The organism is Pseudomonas taiwanensis DSM 21245 (genome assembly GCF_000425785.1).
In the GTDB taxonomy this organism is placed as follows: domain Bacteria; phylum Pseudomonadota; class Gammaproteobacteria; order Pseudomonadales; family Pseudomonadaceae; genus Aquipseudomonas; species Aquipseudomonas taiwanensis.
In genome coordinates, this window is record NZ_AUEC01000016.1 from 65,073 (window position 1) to 82,725 (window position 17,653).

A 17,653-nucleotide genomic window follows, 5' to 3' on the forward strand; every position below is an offset into this window, starting at 1 on the left:
AAAGCAAAGTCTCACCGAGGGGGTTGATCATGACAGAGCTGGCGCGGTTGAAGTTTTATGCCACTCAACCCCACTCCTGCAGCTACTTGCCGGACGAGCAGGCGACAACGCTGTTCCTCGATCCCAGCCAGCCGATGGACGTGCATGTCTATGCCGACCTGTCGGAAATGGGGTTTCGTCGCAGCGGCGACCACCTCTATCGCCCCCATTGCCAGAACTGCAATGCCTGCGTGCCAGCGCGCATCCCTGCCGCCCGCTTCCTCCCCAATCGCCAGCAGCGGCGCATCCTGAAGCGCAACGCAGACTTGACCGTGACCGCGGCGCGCCCGGCGTTCAAGGAAGAGTATTTCGACCTGTACCGACGCTACATCGAAACCCGACACGCCGATGGCGACATGTACCCACCGAGCCGTGACCAGTTCTCCACCTTCCTGGTACGCGACCTGCCTTTTTGCTGGTTCTACGAATTCCGCCTGGGCGAACGCTTGCTGGCTGTGGCGGTATGCGACCTGCTACCCAACGGTCTGTCAGCCGTTTACACCTTCTACGAACCTGAGGAAGAGCGCCGCAGCCTTGGCCGATACGCCATCCTCTGGCAGATCACCGAAGCGCTTCGCCAGAACCTTGAAGCGGTTTACCTGGGGTATTGGATAAAGAACTGCAAGAAGATGAACTACAAGACCCAATATCGCCCTATCGAGCTGCTGATCAATCAGCGCTGGGTCACCCTCAACTGAAAGCATTGGCTTGACACACAGTTATCGGGCATAATCCACGCCACTTTTTTGCCCGGTGCAGTCATTGCGTCGGGCCAACACTGGATACCGAGGGCTTTACTGCATGTCGAAAGAAGACAGCTTCGAAATGGAAGGTACTGTCGTCGACACCCTGCCCAACACCATGTTCCGCGTGGAGTTGGAAAACGGGCACGTCGTAACCGCGCACATCTCCGGAAAGATGCGCAAGAACTACATTCGCATTCTGACTGGTGACAAGGTCCGCGTCGAACTGACGCCATACGACCTGAGCAAGGGCCGCATCACTTACCGTGCGCGCTAAGCTCAAGCCATGAAAAAGCCCGGCCATGTGCCGGGCTTTTTTGTACCTGCCAGTTTGGCAAGGGCCGCTGCGCGACCCCGCTTTCACGCCACCTCTGCCGTGGTCTCGAAGTCGAACACCAGTTCGCCATCGCGCAGGTCGATGTGCACGACACCGCCATGCTCGGCCAGCTCGCCAAACAAGATCTCCTCGGCCAGCGGCCGCTTGATCTTGTCCTGGATAAGCCGCGCCATCGGCCGCGCACCCATCTGCACATCGTAGCCGGTGGTAGCCAGCCAGCCGCGAGCCGCATCGCTGACTTCCAGCAGCACACGCTTGTCCTCCAGTTGCGCCTGCAGTTCGATGAGGAACTTGTCGACGATGCTCTTGATCGTCTCGTGGCTCAGGCGGCCGAACTGGATGATGGTGTCCAGGCGGTTGCGGAACTCCGGTGTGAAGCTCTTGCGAATGACTTCCATCGCGTCGGACGAGTGATCCTGGTGCGTGAAACCGATCGAGGCCCGCGCAGCGGTTTCTGCACCGGCGTTGGTGGTCATGATCAGAATCACGTTGCGGAAATCGGCCTTGCGCCCGTTGTTGTCGGTCAGCGTGCCGTGGTCCATCACCTGCAGCAGCAGGTTGAAGACTTCCGGGTGGGCCTTCTCGATTTCATCGAGCAGCAACACGCAATGCGGCTGCTTGGTAATCGCCTCGGTCAGCAAGCCACCCTGGTCGAACCCGACATAGCCAGGTGGCGCACCGATCAGGCGCGACACGGTGTGGCGCTCCATGTACTCGGACATATCGAAGCGTACCAGCTCGACACCCAGCGCCTTGGCCAATTGCCGCGCCACTTCGGTCTTGCCGACACCGGTCGGACCTGCGAACAGGAACGAGCCGACTGGCTTGTCCGGCGCCTTGAGGCCCGCCCGCGACAGCTTGATGGCCGTGGAGAGCGAGTCGATCGCCGCATCCTGGCCGAAAACGGTCAGCTTCAGATCACGCTCGAGGTTGCGTAGCAGTTCCTTGTCGGAGCTGGTGACGTGTTTGGGCGGAATACGCGCGATTTTGGCGACGATGTCCTCGACCTGCGGCACATCGATGCGCTTGACCCGGTTGGCTTCCGGCTGCAGACGCTGATAGGCGCCGGCCTCGTCGATCACGTCGATGGCCTTGTCCGGCATGTGCCGGTCATTGATGTAGCGCGAGGCCAATTCGGCGGCGGCGCGCAGCGCTTCGTCGCTGTACTCGATGTTGTGGTGGCTTTCGAAGCGCCCCTTCAGGCCACGCAGAATGCCCACAGTATCTTCGACCGATGGCTCGGAGACATCGACTTTCTGGAAGCGCCGCGCCAAGGCACGGTCTTTCTCGAAGATGCCACGGAATTCCTGGAAGGTGGTCGAGCCTATGCAGCGGATGTCACCCGAAGACAACAGCGGCTTGAGCAGGTTGGATGCATCCATCACCCCACCCGAAGCCGCACCGGCACCGATGATGGTGTGAATTTCGTCGATGAACAGAATGGCCTGGGGACGCTTGCGCAGTTCGCCGAGCAACGCCTTGAAGCGTTTTTCGAAGTCGCCGCGGTATTTGGTCCCGGCCAGCAGCGCACCGAGGTCTAGCGAATACACCACGCTTTGCGCCAGCAGGTCGGGCACCTGGCCGTCGACGATGCGCTTGGCCAGGCCTTCGGCGATGGCGGTCTTGCCGACACCCGCCTCACCCACCAGCAACGGGTTGTTCTTGCGACGGCGAGCGAGGATCTGCGCAACGCGCTCGACTTCCTGCTCACGCCCTACCAGCGGATCGATGCGTCCGGCCCGGGCGAGTTCGTTCAGATTGCTGGCATAGGCATCCAGCGGGTTGCCCGAGGCCGACGTTTCGCCGCCCTCTTCGTCCTGCATTTCCTGGTCGTTCTCGGTGTGCGAACCATGGCCCGGCACCTTGGAGATGCCGTGGGCGATGTAATTGACCACATCGATCCGGGCCACGCTCTGCTGTTTGAGCAGAAAGACTGCCTGGCTTTCCTGTTCGCTGAAAATCGCCACCAACACGTTGGCACCGGTCACTTCGCGCTTGCCCGAGCTTTGCACATGGAACACGGCGCGCTGCAAAACGCGCTGGAAGCCCAAGGTCGGCTGAGTTTCGCGATCTTCGTCATTGACCGGAATCAGGGGTGTCGTGGAGTCGATGAACTCTTGCAGGTCGTGCTTGAGTTTCTCGAGATTCGCGCCACAGGCGCGCAGAACGGTCGCGGCAGCCTCATTGTCAAGGAGTGCTAGCAGCAGGTGTTCGACGGTCATGAACTCATGACGCTTCGAACGAGCCTCCTTGAAGGCCAGATTGAGGGTGACTTCGAGCTCGCGGTTTAACATAGCTTCACCTCATACCCAAGTGGTCGGCGATTAACCGTCCTTCTCGATTTCACAGAGTAGCGGATGCTGGCTTTCCCTGGCGTATTGGTTGACCTGCATGGCCTTTGTCTCGGCGATGTCACGGGTAAACAATCCGCACACTGCCCGCCCTTCGGTATGGACGGTCAGCATGATCTTGGTCGCCAGCTCGCGGTTCAGATTGAAGAACGTTTCGAGCACTTCGACGACGAAATCCATCGGTGTGTAGTCATCGTTGAACAAAACCACCTTGTACATCGGTGGCGCCTGCAGGATCGGCTTGGCTTCCTGAACCGCAAGACCTGAGCCGTCGTCCTCATTCGATTGCGGGCGATCCTGATTGAATGTTAGTCGAATCTCACTAGGTGCATGCATGGAAAGAATTTCATCATGATCGACAAGTTAAGGTTGTGGGTTGACCGCACAGGCCACCAACAGCGCACGCGCCGGCTGACCTTGACTATCGGCAAAACGGTGTTACAACCAATAAGAACCCACCGTGGTCGATAAAGATCCGCGCAGTCAACCAGATTTTTCGCACGGTTCGTATGCGGATGAAGTGGATGATACTCCAGTGATGGAGTCCTTTGCAGAGGGACATAGGGATGGCAAGCGGTAAAGTCAAGTGGTTCAACAATGCCAAGGGCTATGGATTCATCAATGAGGAGGGCAAAGACGAAGATCTGTTCGCCCACTATTCGGCGATCCAGATGGACGGCTACAAGACGCTCAAGGCCGGACAGGCCGTGACGTTCGAGATCATCCAGGGCCCCAAAGGCTTGCACGCGACCAACATCAGCAGCGCTGGCGCCACCCCCTCACCCGGCATACAGACCACGACCGACGATACCGTGAATGCCTGACGCACCCTACTCTGCCGGTAGACGAACAAGCCGGCCGCTTCTTTGAACGGAAGCGGCCGGTTTTCATTTAACCATCCCCCTGCAGGAGCCGGCTTGCCGGTGATGGTGCCGGCAGCCCAGCCCCCCAGGGCACAGCATTACATGTGCTTGATCATTTCATCACCGAAACCTGAGCTGCTCACCAGCGTCGCCCCCTCCATCAGGCGCTCGAAGTCATAGGTCACGGTCTTGGCCGCAATGGCGCCATTGGTGCCCTTGATGATCAGGTCGGCCGCCTCGGTCCAGCCCATATGGCGCAGCATCATTTCGGCCGAAAGGATCACGGACCCTGGGTTGACTTTGTCCTGCCCGGCATATTTCGGCGCAGTGCCATGGGTAGCTTCGAACATGGCCACGGTATCCGACAGATTGGCCCCCGGCGCGATACCGATACCGCCCACCTCGGCCGCCAGGGCGTCGGAGAGGTAATCGCCATTGAGGTTAAGCGTGGCGATCACGTCGTACTCGGCCGGGCGTAGCAGGATCTGTTGCAGCATGGCATCGGCGATGGCGTCCTTGACGATCACTTCGCGGCCGGTCTTGGGGTTCTTGAACTTCATCCATGGGCCGCCGTCCAGCAGCTCGGCGCCGAACTCGTCCCGTGCCACTTCGTAGCCCCAGTCCTTGAAGGCCCCTTCGGTGAACTTCATGATGTTGCCCTTGTGCACCAGAGTCAGCGACTCACGGTCGTTATCCACCACATACTGCAAGGCCTTGCGCACCAGACGCTTGGTACCTTCCCTGGAGACCGGCTTCACGCCGATGCCGCAATCCTGGTCGAAGCGGATCTTGGTGACGCCCATTTCCTCCTTGAGGAACTTGATCACCTTGTTGGCTTCCGGCGAGCCAGCCTTCCATTCGATACCGGCATAAATGTCCTCGGAGTTCTCACGGAAGATCACCATGTCGACATCGCCAGGCTTCTTGACCGGGCTGGGCACGCCCTGGAACCACAACACCGGGCGCAGGCATACATAGAGGTCAAGCTGCTGGCGCAAGGCCACGTTAAGCGAGCGGATGCCGCCACCGACCGGGGTGGTCAGCGGCCCCTTGATCGACACCACGTAATCGCGCACCGCATCCAGGGTTTCCTGGGGGAGCCAAGTGTCCTGATCGTAGACCTGGGTCGCCTTTTCGCCGGCGTAAACTTCCATCCAGGCAATCTTGCGCTTGCCGCCATAGGCCTTCTGCACGGCGGCATCGACCACCTTGATCATCACCGGCGAGACATCCACGCCGATACCGTCGCCCTCGATGTAAGGAATGATGGGGTTGTCGGGAACGTTAAGCGAATGGTCGGCATTGACGGTGATCTTGGCGCCGTCGGTCGGAACCTTGATTTTCTGGTATCCCATGCTTGCACTACTCCGCTGTCGGGTGTGATTGGACATCATGCGATCCACTGAGCCTAAACCACATCCGCTGACCTGCAAGGCGTTGCGCGTGCGTCGACGAGACAGGGCACGTCGCCGGGCAGGCCGTTTCCCGCAAGAAATCCGCCGCACCGCACGGCCTTGCAGGCCCCGTACGAGCCTGCGGCAACACGCCACATTGCCCCTACGTCTTTGGTCTTATAAATGCGCAGATATCACTTCGCCTTGCTGAATAGCCCGCATGGTTTGGTATACTGCGGCGCGACCGTAGGGTCATCGGGGCGAACCCTTGGAAAAATGCGGCTCGCCCTTGGCCATCGACGGCCACTAAGCCTGGGTTGTTACCGCAGCTCAGCACTTGACGCTCGACTGATGCATCCACCATCACCGCTCGCAGCCTCTCGACTATCCGCTCATGGCGTTGCCAGGGCGATGCGCCTACCCTGCGCACCTCGAGACTCGAGTACGCTCAGCACATAGAGAGTTAACCCGCATGCCCACCCGTTCCAAGATCATCTACACCTTCACCGACGAAGCTCCCGCCCTCGCCACCTATTCCCTGCTGCCGATCATCGAAGCGTTCACCGCATCGGCCGATATCGCCGTCGAAACCCGCGACATCTCCCTGGCCGGCCGTATCCTCGCAGCCTTCCCGGAGCAATTGGGCGCCGAGAAGCAGGTAGGCGATCACCTGGCGGAACTGGGCCAGCTGGCCACCACCCCCGAAGCCAACATCATCAAGCTGCCGAACATCAGCGCCTCGGTACCGCAGCTCAAGGCCGCGATCAAGGAGCTGCAAGGCAAGGGCTTCAACATCCCTGACTACGCCGACGAGCCGGCCACCGAAGCCGAGAAAGAATCCCGCGCCCGCTACGACCGCATCAAGGGTAGCGCCGTGAACCCGGTTCTGCGCGAAGGCAACTCCGACCGCCGCGCCCCGCTGTCGGTCAAGAACTACGCACGCAAGCATCCGCACAAGATGGGCGCCTGGGCCGCTGACTCCAAGTCGCATGTTGCCCATATGACCCAGGGCGACTTCTACGGCAGCGAGAAAGCCGCACTGATCGAAGCTGACGACAGCCTGCGCATCGAGCTGGTCGGCAAAGACGGCACCACCACCGTCCTGAAAGAAAAGACCGCGGTCAAGGCCGCCGAGGTCATCGACTGCGCCACCATGAGCCGCAAGGCCCTGAAAGCCTTCATCGCCGAACAGATCGCCGATGCCAAGGCCTCCGGCGTACTGCTGTCGGTGCACCTGAAAGCCACCATGATGAAGGTCTCCGACCCGATCATGTTCGGCGTGATCGTCGAAGAGTTCTACAACGACGTGCTGACCAAGCACGCCACCGCATTGGCCGAAGTCGGCTTCAACGCCAACAACGGCATCGGTGACCTGTACGCCCGCATCAAGGACCTGCCCGCCGAGAAGCAAGCCGAGATCGAAGCCGACATCCAGGCCCTGTACGCCGTGCGCCCAGCCCTGGCGATGGTCAACTCCGACAAAGGCATCACCAACCTGCACGTTCCGAGCGACGTCATCGTCGACGCTTCGATGCCGGCCATGATCCGCGACTCGGGCAAGATGTGGAACACCGCTGGCGAACTGCAAGACGCCAAGGCCGTGATCCCGGACCGTTGCTACGCTGGCATCTACCAGGCCGTGATCGAGGACTGCAAGGCCAACGGTGCATTCGACCCGACCACCATGGGCAGCGTACCGAACGTCGGCCTGATGGCCCAGAAAGCCGAAGAATACGGTTCCCACGACAAGACCTTCCAGATCAAGGCCGACGGCGTCGTGCGCGTGGTCGATGGCAAGGGCAACGTCGTTCTGGAACAGAACGTCGAAGCTGGCGACATCTTCCGCATGTGCCAGACCAAGGACGCGCCGATCCAGGACTGGGTCAAGCTGGCCGTCAACCGCGCCCGCCTGAGCAACACCCCGGCGGTGTTCTGGCTGGACCCGGCTCGCGCCCATGACGGCGTGATGATCGAGAAGGTGCAACAGTACCTGAAGGACCACGACACCTCCGGCCTGGACATCCGCGTCCTGGCTCCGGTCGACGCCATCAAGTTCTCCCTGGCCCGCATCCGCGAAGGCAAGGACACCATCTCGGTAACCGGTAACGTACTGCGCGACTACCTGACCGACCTGTTCCCGATCATGGAACTGGGCACCAGTGCCAAGATGCTGTCGATCGTGCCGCTGATGAACGGCGGTGGCCTGTTCGAAACCGGCGCCGGTGGTTCGGCTCCGAAACACGTGCAGCAACTGGTCGAAGAGAACTTCCTGCGCTGGGACTCGCTGGGTGAGTTCCTGGCCCTGGCCGCTTCCCTGGAGCACCTGGGCAACACCTACGACAACCCGCGCGCCAAAGTCCTGGCCAACACCCTGGACCAAGCTACCGGCAAGTTCCTGGACACCAACAAGTCGCCATCGCGCAAAGTCGGCGGTATCGACAACCGCGGCAGCCACTTCTACCTGACCCTGTACTGGGCCCAGGCCCTGGCCGCTCAGACCGACGACGCTGCGCTGCAGGCGCGCTTCGCCCCGCTGGCCAAGACCCTGACCGAGAACGAAGCGACCATCGTCGCCGAGCTCAACGCCGTTCAGGGCAAGCCGGCCGACATCGGTGGCTACTACGCCCCGGATGCCGAGCTGACCGCCAAGGTGATGCGCCCAAGCCAGACCCTGAACAGTGCCATTGCCGCCCTGTAAGGCTCGCTTGAAGTAACCACACAAACCCCGGCCACGCACCGGGGTTTGTGCTTTTCAGGTACACACCCAGAATCCGCAGGCGCCAGCTTGCCGGCGAGGGCAGCACAGCGGCCCCAACGATCGAAGGACTCCACCATGACCTGGCAACCCCACATCACCGTCGCCACCATCGTCGAGCACGAAGGCAAGTTCCTCCTCGTCGAAGAATTCAAAGCCGGCCAGCACGTCTTCAACCAGCCTGCTGGCCACCTCGAACCCAATGAGACCCTACCCCAGGCCGCCCTGCGCGAAACCCTCGAGGAAACCGCCTGGGAAGTCGAGCTGACCGGCGTGGTCGGCATCTACCTCTACACCGCCCCGAGCAACGGCGTAACCTACCAGCGCATCTGCTTCGCCGCCCGCCCCGTGCGCCACCACGCCGACCTGGCGCTGGACAGCGATATCGTCCGCGTCGTCTGGCTCACCCGCGAAGAATTGCTGGCCGACTCCACGCGCTGGCGCAGCGAGTTGGTACCACGCTGCATCGACGACTACCTGGCCGGACCATTGCACAGCCTCGACCTGCTGCGTGACTGACGTACGTGCGCGGGTTTGATAGAATCGGCGCTTTTCCCCCTGAAACACATCGGTAGCCATGACCAGCCCAGCACTCAAAGACCCCGCCAAGACCCGCGTCATCGTCGGCATGTCCGGCGGCGTGGACTCTTCCGTCTCCGCCCTTCTGCTCATGGAGCAGGGGTACCAGGTGGAAGGTCTGTTCATGAAGAACTGGGAAGAAGACGACGGCACCGAATACTGCACTGCCCGCGAAGACCTGGCCGACGCCCAGGCGGTGTGCGACCGTATCGGCATCAAGCTGCATACCGCCAACTTCGCCGCCGAATACTGGGACAACGTGTTCGAGCATTTCCTCGAGGAGTACAAGGCCGGCCGTACGCCGAACCCGGACATCCTCTGCAACCGCGAAATCAAGTTCAAGGCGTTCCTCGACTACGCCCTTTCCCTGGGGGCCGACCTGATCGCCACCGGCCACTACGTGCGCCGCCGCGATACCGGCGACCTCACCGAGTTGCTCAAGGGCCTGGACCCGAACAAGGATCAGAGCTACTTCCTGCACGCGGTCGGCGGCAAGGAAATTGCCCGCACCCTGTTCCCGGTCGGCGAACTGGAGAAGCCCGAAGTCCGTGCCATCGCCGAGAAACACGGCTTGGCCACCGCCAAGAAAAAGGACTCCACCGGGATCTGCTTCATTGGCGAACGCCGCTTCAGCGACTTCCTCAAGCAGTACCTGCCCGCTCAGCCTGGCGATATCGAGACCACCGAAGGCGAGGTGATCGGCCGCCATCACGGCTTGATGTACCACACCATCGGCCAGCGCCAGGGCTTGGGAATCGGCGGCTTGAAAGATGCCGGCGACGAGCCGTGGTACGTGCTGCACAAGGACCTGGCTCGCAACGTGCTGGTGGTGGGCCAGGGCAACGAACATCCGTGGCTGTTCTCCCGCGCCCTGCTCGCCTCGGAAATCTTCTGGGTCAACCCGATCGACCTGAGCAGCCCGCGTAAACTCACCGCCAAGGTCCGTTACCGCCAGAGCGACCAGCAATGCACCCTGGAGCGCACCGAGACCGGCTACCGCGCAGTGTTCGACGAGCCGCAACGGGCTGTCACTCCAGGCCAGTCGGTGGTGTTCTATGACGGCGAGGTCTGCCTCGGCGGCGGTGTGATCGAAACCGCCGAGCCGTGGAGCCCGCGCGCATGAGCAACCTGCAGGAGCAACTGGTCGCCCTGGGCGGCGTGTTCCAGGCCGCGGTGCTGGTCGACCGCATCGCCCGCACCGGGCAGGCCAGCGAGGCCAACATTGGCTGCATGATCGGTAGCTTGCTGGTCCGCGACCCGAAGGACACCCTGGAAGTGTTCGGCGGCGACGACCTCAACCTGCGCGATGGCTATCGCGCCCTGGTCGGCGCCCTGGAGCGCGACCCCAGCAGCCTGCAGCGCGAGCCCCTGCGCTATGCCCTGTCGATGCTGGGCCTGGAGCGCCAGCTGAACAAGCGCGGCGACCTGCTCGACACCATCGGCAACCGCTTGCCCCAGATCCAGTCGCAGGCCGAGCATTTTGGCCTGGTCCACGAAAACGTCATCGCTTCCAGCGGCGCGTTGTACCAGGACACTCTGAGCACCCTGCGCCAGCGCATCCAGGTGCATGGCGACATGCGCTTCCTGCAGCAGGCCAGCAATGCCTCGAAAATCCGCGCCCTGCTGCTGGCTGGCATCCGCGCCGCGCGCCTGTGGCGCCAGCTGGGCGGGCACCGCTGGCAATTGGTGTTCAGCCGGCGCAAGTTGCTGAACGAACTGTACGACATGATGCGCAACCCTTCCTGAGGGGGGGGTTGACCGTTCCGGCCCTCATCCCGGCAAGCCAGCTCCCACAGGAACCGCACTCGCCTCGAGCGCGGTGCAAGTCCTGTGGGAGCTGACTTGCCAGCGAGAGTGCCGGAACAGGCAATACGCAATGCCGCACCTGATAAATGGCCTGACCTTTGGTCAGCCACCCGACCTGAGCGCATTTTTCATGTATGATATGCGCCCTTCCAAAAGCCTGACTGTCCGAGAACACCCCATGCAGCTCTCTTCGCTCACTGCGGTTTCCCCTGTAGACGGCCGTTACGCCGGCAAAACCCAGGCCCTGCGCCCTATTTTCAGCGAATACGGTCTCATCCGTTTCCGCGCCCTGGTCGAAGTCCGCTGGCTCCAGCGTCTGGCCGCCCACCCGCAGATCGGCGAAGTGCCGGCGTTCTCCGCCGAAGCCAACGCCCTGCTGGACAGCCTGGCCACCGACTTCAAGCTCGAGCACGCCGAGCGCGTCAAGGAAATCGAGCGCACCACCAACCACGACGTCAAGGCGATCGAATACCTCCTCAAGGAGCAGGCCGCCAAGCTGCCTGAGCTGGCCAAGGTCAGCGAGTTCATCCACTTCGCCTGCACCAGCGAGGACATCAACAACCTGTCCCACGCCCTGATGCTGCGCGCCGGTCGTGACGAAGTCCTGCTGCCGCTGATGCGTCAGATCGCCGACGCCATCCGCGCCCTGGCTCATCAGTACGCCGACGTGCCTATGCTGTCGCGTACCCACGGCCAACCGGCATCGCCGACCACCCTGGGCAAAGAGCTGGCCAACGTCGTGTACCGTCTGGAGCGCCAGATCGCCCAGGTTGCCGCCGTACCGCTGCTGGGCAAGATCAACGGTGCCGTGGGCAACTACAACGCCCACCTGTCGGCCTACTCGCAGATCGACTGGGAAGCCAACGCCCGCGCCTTCATCGAAGACGAGCTGGGCCTGGTGTTCAACCCCTATACCACCCAGATCGAGCCGCACGACTACATCGCCGAGCTGTTCGACGCCATCGCTCGCTTCAACACCATCCTCATCGACTTCGACCGTGACGTCTGGGGCTACATATCCCTGGGCTACTTCAAGCAGAAGACCGTCGCTGGCGAAATCGGCTCCTCGACCATGCCGCACAAGGTCAACCCAATCGACTTCGAGAACTCCGAAGGCAACCTGGGTATTGCCAACGCACTGTTCCAGCACCTGGCCAGCAAACTGCCAGTCTCCCGCTGGCAGCGCGACCTGACCGACTCCACCGTGCTGCGCAACCTGGGCGTGGGCTTCGCCCACAGCGTCATCGCCTACGAGGCCAGCCTCAAAGGTATCGGCAAGCTGGAAATCAACACCCAGCGCATCGCCGCCGACCTGGACGCCTGCTGGGAAGTCCTGGCCGAGCCGATCCAGACCGTCATGCGTCGTTTCAACATCGAGAACCCCTACGAGAAGCTCAAGGAGCTGACCCGTGGCAAGGGCATCACGCCTGAAGCGCTGCTGACCTTCATCGATGGTCTGGACATGCCAGCCGAAGCCAAGGCCGAGCTCAAGCAGCTGACCCCGGCGACCTACATCGGCAACGCGGCAGCCCAGGCCAAACGCATCTAAGCTGAGCGTCGCGTACAACGCCCGGCTTGGCCGGGCGTTTTTATTCCCGTACGAAAATTACGTTTTTTCAATAGGTTGAACATGAATCCTGATACTCCACTGCAGCTGCTCGGCGGCCTCACGGCCCGCGAATTCATGCGCGACTACTGGCAGAAGAAGCCCCTGCTGGTGCGCCAGGCGTTCCCGGACTTCGAAAGCCCTATCGACCCCGACGAGCTGGCCGGCCTGGCCCTGGAAGACGAAGTCGAGTCGCGCATCGTCCTCGAGCACGGCGCGCACCCATGGGAGCTGCGCCGGGGCCCGTTCGAGGAGGAAACCTTCGCCGAGCTGCCGGAGAAGGATTGGACCCTGCTGGTGCAAGCCGTCGACCAGTTCGTTCCGGAAGTCGCCGAGCTGCTGGAGCACTTCCGCTTCCTGCCAAGTTGGCGTATCGACGATGTGATGATCAGCTTCGCCGCCCCCGGAGGCAGTGTCGGCCCACACTTCGACAACTACGACGTGTTCCTGCTGCAAGGCCACGGCCAGCGCAACTGGAAGATCGGCCAGATGTGCAACAGCGACAGCCCGCTGCTGCCGCATGCCGACCTGCGCATCCTCGCCGAGTTCGAGCAAAGCGGCGAGTGGACCCTGGAACCGGGTGACATGCTGTACCTGCCACCGCGCCTGGCCCACTACGGCGTGGCCGTGGACGACTGCCTGACCTACTCGGTAGGCTTCCGCGCCCCGAGCGCCGCTGAGGTCCTGACCCACTTCACCGACTTCCTCGGCCAGTTCCTGCCCGACGAAGAGCGCTACAGCGACGCCGACGCGGAGCCTGCCAGCGACCCACACCAGATTCAGCACGATGCCCTCGACCGCCTCAAGGCGCTGCTCGACAAGCACATGGGCGACAAAGACCTGCTGCTGACCTGGTTCGGCCAGTTCATGACCGAGCCACGCTATCCGGAACAGGTCGTCGGCGAAGAGTTGTCCGAAGACGAGCTGATCGAGGCCCTTGAAGACGGCGCGATCCTGATCCGCAACCCGAGTGCACGCATGGCCTGGTCCGAGCTCAACGACGACCTGATGCTGTTCGCCAGCGGCCGCAGCTGCCCGCTGCCGGACAAACTGCGCGAACTGCTGAAACTGGTGTGTTCCGCCGACGCGTTGCATATCGACAACCTTGACCAGTGGCTGCAGGACGAAGATGGCCTTATGCTGGTACAGCAGTTGGTCAAACAAGGAAGCCTGGGGTTTGCCAATGAATAAGATCAGCGTTCGCCTGGCCGACTGGCACAAAGACAACGCCGATATCCGCCGCATTCGTGAGGCGGTATTCGTCGCCGAACAGCACATCCCGCCGGAGCTGGAGTTCGACTCCGAAGACCAGGACGCCCTGCACTTTCTCGCCCTGGAAGGCGACTACCCGATCGGTACCGCCCGCCTGCTGCCCGACGGCACCATCGGACGCATTTCAGTGCTCAAGGACTGGCGCGGACTGAAGGTTGGCGATGCGCTGATGAAGGCCGTGATCGCCGAAGCGCAGAACCGCGACCTCAAGCAACAAATGCTCAGCGCCCAGGTCCATGCCACCCCCTTCTATGAGCGGCTGGGTTTCCGCGTTGTCAGCGAAGAGTTCCTCGAAGCGGGTATCCCGCACGTGGACATGGTCCGCGATTCGCGCGCCTGATGCACAACCGGCAGCGGCCCTATCACGGGTTTACCCGCGAAAGGGCCGCTGCCGGCCAAAGACATGCCTGCCCGACACAAAAACCTGTACATCCATCCAGATAAAGCTTGCCTGCGCGCCCTCGCTTGCGCATCCTAGTGCCCATCTTTCCCGATGAAGCGTTCCCGGCCATGCGCCTGTTCCTCTGTGAAAAACCCTCTCAGGCAAAAGACATCGCCAAGGTGCTAGGTGCCAATCGCAAGGGCGACGGCTGCTGGCAAGGCACCGATGTCTGCGTGACCTGGTGCATCGGCCACCTGCTTGAAACCGCACCGCCCGACAGCTACGACGCTCGCTACAAACGTTGGAACCTGGCCGACCTGCCGATCATTCCGGAAAAATGGAAAATGCTGGTCAAGCCCAAGACCGCCAGCCAGTTCAAGGCGGTCAAGCGCCTGCTGGGAGAAGCCCGGGAGCTGGTGATCGCCACTGACGCCGACCGTGAAGGCGAGATGATCGCCCGCGAGCTGGTCGAGCACTGTCGTTATCGGGGTCCGATTCAACGCCTATGGCTGTCGGCCCTGGACGATGCGTCGATTCGCAAGGCCCTGGCCCGGCTGCTGCCGGGTCAGGACACGTTCAGCCTTTATCACTCGGCACTGGGCCGCTCGCGGGCCGACTGGCTGATCGGCATGAACATGAGCCGGCTGTTCACCCTGCTCGGTCGCCAGTCCGGCTACCAGGGCGTACTGCCGGTAGGCCGTGTACAGACGCCGACTTTGCGTCTGGTGGTCGACCGCGACCGCAGCATCGCCGACTTCGTACCCGTGCCGTTCTGGTCCATCGACGTGCAGCTGGAACACGCCGGCCAGCACTTCAACGCCCAGTGGCGCGCTCCAGAGGATGCCTGCGACGATCAGGGCCGCTGCCTGAACCCGGCATTGGCACAACAAGCCGCCGCCGATATGGGCAACTCAGGCACCGCGCAGGTGCTGAAGGTAGCCACTGAGCGCGTGCGAGAAGCAGCGCCCCTGCCCTTCGACCTTGGCACTCTGCAGGAGCTGTGCTCGAAGAAGTTCGGACTCGGCGCCCAGGAAACCCTCGACATCGCCCAGGCGCTGTATGAAACCCACAAGCTGATCACTTACCCGCGCAGCGACTGCGGCTACCTGCCCATGAGCCAGCACAGCGAGGCTCCGGCAATCCTCGCCGCGCTACAACGCGCCGACGCCAGTTTGGCCCCCTTGCAGCCATACCTGACGCCCCAGCGCCGTTCACGGGCCTGGAACGATGCCAAGGTCAGCGCTCACCACGGCATCATCCCCACCGCGGCCGCCAGCGACCCGTCCCGCCTGCCGGCCAAGTACAAGGCGGTCTACACGCTCATTCGTGCCCGCTATCTGGCGCAGTTCCTGCCCAATCATGAATTCGACCGCACCCAAGCCGAATTCGATTGCGCCGGCCACGCGCTGCGTGCCGTGGGCAAGCAGATCGTCGAGCCAGGTTGGCGCCGCGCCCTCCCCGAGGCACTGACCCCGAACAAAGGCCGCGAGGCGCCACCGGCCCAGGTGCTGCCAGTCCTGTCTGAAGGCCAGGTGTGCAACGTGCACGATGTGCAACTGAAGGATCAATGGACCCAGCCCCCCAAACCCTTCACCGAAGGCGACCTGATCAAGGCCATGAAGAACGTCGCCAAACTGGTCGACGACCCTCGCCTGAAACAAAAGCTCAAGGAAACCACCGGCATCGGCACCGAGGCGACCCGTGCCAGCATCATCCAAGGCCTGCTCGACCGCGGGTACCTGGTGAAGAACGGCAAGGCGCTGAGCGCCACCCCGGCAGCCTTCAGCCTGATCGACGCCGTCCCCCGCGCCATTGCCGACCCCGGTACCACGGCGATCTGGGAGCAGGCCCTGGACATGGTGCAAAGCGGCGAAATGAGCCTGGAGGAATTCGTCGCGCGGCAATCGGCCTGGATGGGCAAGCTGGTGCAGCGCTGCAGCGGCATGCAACTGACCATCAGCGGACCGGCGGCAGGCAAGGCAGCGACACCGTGGAAGAAGAAGCGCCGGAGCAGCGGGAAAGGCAAAGCGAGCGCTGGCAAACCGAAGCAGCCTCGGCGCAAGGCATCGACATAGCCGGAGGATTGATCGTTGCCTCCTCCTCATCGCCACCCTGCGTAAGAGCGGTAGCCGCGAATCTCCCATAAAAGAAAGCTGGCGCTGTGAAAAAATAATGCTACATTTTCATGAAAATAAGCACTATAAATTTCACGAGGCATCTGCATGTTCAAGCAATCCGCTCAGCATATTGCCAGCTACTACGCCCAGACCTTCCCCACCCCCATCCCCTTGCGCCCTACCCTGCAAGGCCAGCATGACACCGATGTAGTGATCGTTGGTGCTGGCTTCAGCGGCCTGCACACTGCCCTGCGCCTGGCCTTGGCCGGTAAGCGCGTGACCTTGCTCGAATCCAGTCGTGTGGCATGGGCTGCCTCCGGGCGCAATGGTGGCCAGGCATTGCTGGGTTGGTCGTGCGACATGCCGCCGCTGGAAAAATCCCTTGGCACAGAACGCGCACGTCGGCTGTGGGACAGCATGTGCTGGGCGGCAGAAGAGATGCGTGAACTGCCCCTGCGCCACGGTTTCGACATCGACTACCGGCCCGGCAGCCTGTGGGCGGCGGTACTGCCTCGCCGTGTGAAGATGCTGGAAGAAGCCCTGCACGAGGCCGAAGACAAATGGGGCTACGACGGCTTGCGCCTGATTGGCCGCGACGAGCTGGCGCAGTGGATCGGCAGCCCGCGCTACCAGGCTGCGCTGTACGACGGCAAGGGCGCGCACCTCAACCCGCTCAAGCTCGCCCAGGGACTGGCCATTGCCCTCGAAGCCGCGGGCGGGGGCATCTTCGAACAAAGCCAAGTGGTCGACTACCAGCAGACCAACAACGGTTATCGCGTCCGCACCGAGCGCGGCGAAGTGCGGTGTGACGTGCTGGTGCTGGCCTGCAATGCCTACATCGACCGCCTCGACCGCACGCTCTCACGCAGGCTGTTGCCAGTGGGCTCGTACCAGGTCGCCACCGCGCCGCTTGACCCTGCACTTGCCGCATCGCTGCTGCCGCGCAACAGTTGCGTGATCGACAACCAGTTCGTCCCCGACTATTTCCGCCTCACCCCGGACCACCGCTTGCTGTTCGGCGGTGGCTGCACCTACCTGGGCGGCATACCCAAGGACGTGGCCAGCGCCACCCGCCCCTACCTGGAACGGGTCTTCCCTCAACTGACGGGCGTGACCATCGACTACGCCTGGGGTGGCCATATCGACTGCAGCATGCGGCGCACCCCGGACGTTGGCCGGGACAGCCAGCGCTACTGGCTGCAAGGTTTTTCCGGCCATGGTGTGCTGCCGACCCTGGCGGCGGCGAAAGCAGTCAGCGATGCGATCCTGGGTGACGATGACCTGTTGGCACTTTACCAGGGCATCGACAATGGCCGCTTTCCCGGCGGCGACACCCTGGCCGCGCCCCTGGAGGCAGCCGCCAAGGCGTGGTACCGGCTGCGGGACCATTTCTGAAGCGAGGCTGGCAC

15 protein-coding genes are annotated in these 17,653 nt (G+C 62.3%); 12 read left to right on the forward strand and 3 right to left on the reverse strand.

Annotated features, from left to right (window positions below):
* Positions 1-29 precede the first annotated feature (29 nt).
* Both H620_RS0107580 and infA read left to right on the forward strand, forming a co-directional pair.
* Complete coding sequence (locus tag H620_RS0107580; RefSeq protein ID WP_023381093.1) at positions 30-737, forward strand: arginyltransferase; 708 nt, start codon at positions 30-32, stop codon at positions 735-737.
* Between the two features lie 103 nt (positions 738-840).
* Positions 841-1,059: a translation initiation factor IF-1 gene (infA, locus tag H620_RS0107585; RefSeq protein ID WP_002553999.1), complete on the forward strand. Its 219-nt coding sequence runs from the start codon at positions 841-843 to the stop codon at positions 1,057-1,059.
* A gap of 83 nt (positions 1,060-1,142) precedes the next feature.
* On the opposite strand, the gene clpA is transcribed toward infA, so the two are convergent.
* Together clpA and clpS are read right to left on the reverse strand one after the other, a co-directional pair.
* Positions 1,143-3,413 (reverse strand): ATP-dependent Clp protease ATP-binding subunit ClpA, encoded by a 2,271-nt coding sequence (gene clpA, locus H620_RS0107590; protein WP_027907074.1) that lies wholly within the window; start codon positions 3,411-3,413, stop codon positions 1,143-1,145.
* 30 nt (positions 3,414-3,443) lie between these two features.
* Positions 3,444-3,806 (reverse strand): ATP-dependent Clp protease adapter ClpS, encoded by a 363-nt coding sequence (clpS, locus tag H620_RS0107595; protein WP_013973290.1) that lies wholly within the window; start codon positions 3,804-3,806, stop codon positions 3,444-3,446.
* A 230-nt stretch (positions 3,807-4,036) separates the two neighbouring features.
* Between clpS and cspD the strand changes: the two genes are divergently transcribed.
* A complete protein-coding gene (gene cspD / locus H620_RS0107600; protein ID WP_023381095.1) occupies positions 4,037-4,294 on the forward strand; it encodes a cold shock domain-containing protein CspD in 258 nt (85 codons plus the stop codon).
* 137 nt (positions 4,295-4,431) lie between these two features.
* Here cspD and icd read toward each other — a convergent pair whose 3' ends face one another.
* Complete coding sequence (gene icd / locus H620_RS0107605; protein ID WP_023381096.1) at positions 4,432-5,688, reverse strand: NADP-dependent isocitrate dehydrogenase; 1,257 nt, start codon at positions 5,686-5,688, stop codon at positions 4,432-4,434.
* Positions 5,689-6,199: 511 nt separating this feature from the next.
* Between icd and H620_RS0107610 the strand changes: the two genes are divergently transcribed.
* From H620_RS0107610 to H620_RS0107650, 9 genes are all read left to right on the forward strand, one after another.
* A complete protein-coding gene (locus H620_RS0107610; protein WP_023381097.1) occupies positions 6,200-8,425 on the forward strand; it encodes an NADP-dependent isocitrate dehydrogenase in 2,226 nt (741 codons plus the stop codon).
* A 135-nt stretch (positions 8,426-8,560) separates the two neighbouring features.
* Complete coding sequence (locus H620_RS0107615) at positions 8,561-9,001, forward strand: NUDIX hydrolase (protein WP_027907076.1); 441 nt, start codon at positions 8,561-8,563, stop codon at positions 8,999-9,001.
* 58 nt (positions 9,002-9,059) lie between these two features.
* Entirely contained in the window at positions 9,060-10,184 is a 1,125-nt protein-coding gene (gene mnmA, locus H620_RS0107620; protein WP_027907077.1) for a tRNA 2-thiouridine(34) synthase MnmA, read from the forward strand.
* On the forward strand, positions 10,181-10,807 hold the full coding sequence (gene hflD, locus H620_RS0107625) for a high frequency lysogenization protein HflD (RefSeq protein WP_023381100.1): 627 nt from the start codon (positions 10,181-10,183) through the stop codon (positions 10,805-10,807). The genes mnmA and hflD overlap by 4 nt, the downstream gene beginning before the upstream one ends.
* Positions 10,808-11,045: 238 nt before the next feature.
* The gene (gene purB / locus H620_RS0107630) at positions 11,046-12,416 is read left to right on the forward strand and encodes an adenylosuccinate lyase (RefSeq protein WP_023381101.1); all 1,371 of its coding nucleotides are present in this window, start codon (positions 11,046-11,048) and stop codon (positions 12,414-12,416) included.
* A gap of 81 nt (positions 12,417-12,497) precedes the next feature.
* Positions 12,498-13,664: a ribosomal protein uL16 3-hydroxylase gene (locus H620_RS0107635; protein ID WP_027907078.1), complete on the forward strand. Its 1,167-nt coding sequence runs from the start codon at positions 12,498-12,500 to the stop codon at positions 13,662-13,664.
* Positions 13,657-14,085: a GNAT family N-acetyltransferase gene (locus H620_RS0107640; RefSeq protein ID WP_023381103.1), complete on the forward strand. Its 429-nt coding sequence runs from the start codon at positions 13,657-13,659 to the stop codon at positions 14,083-14,085. Before H620_RS0107635 ends, H620_RS0107640 begins: the two co-directional genes overlap by 8 nt.
* A gap of 170 nt (positions 14,086-14,255) precedes the next feature.
* Positions 14,256-16,202, forward strand: a complete 1,947-nt coding sequence (locus H620_RS0107645) for a DNA topoisomerase III (protein WP_027907079.1) — start codon at positions 14,256-14,258, stop codon at positions 16,200-16,202.
* A gap of 147 nt (positions 16,203-16,349) precedes the next feature.
* Complete coding sequence (locus H620_RS0107650) at positions 16,350-17,639, forward strand: NAD(P)/FAD-dependent oxidoreductase (RefSeq protein ID WP_027907080.1); 1,290 nt, start codon at positions 16,350-16,352, stop codon at positions 17,637-17,639.
* Positions 17,640-17,653 lie beyond the last annotated feature (14 nt).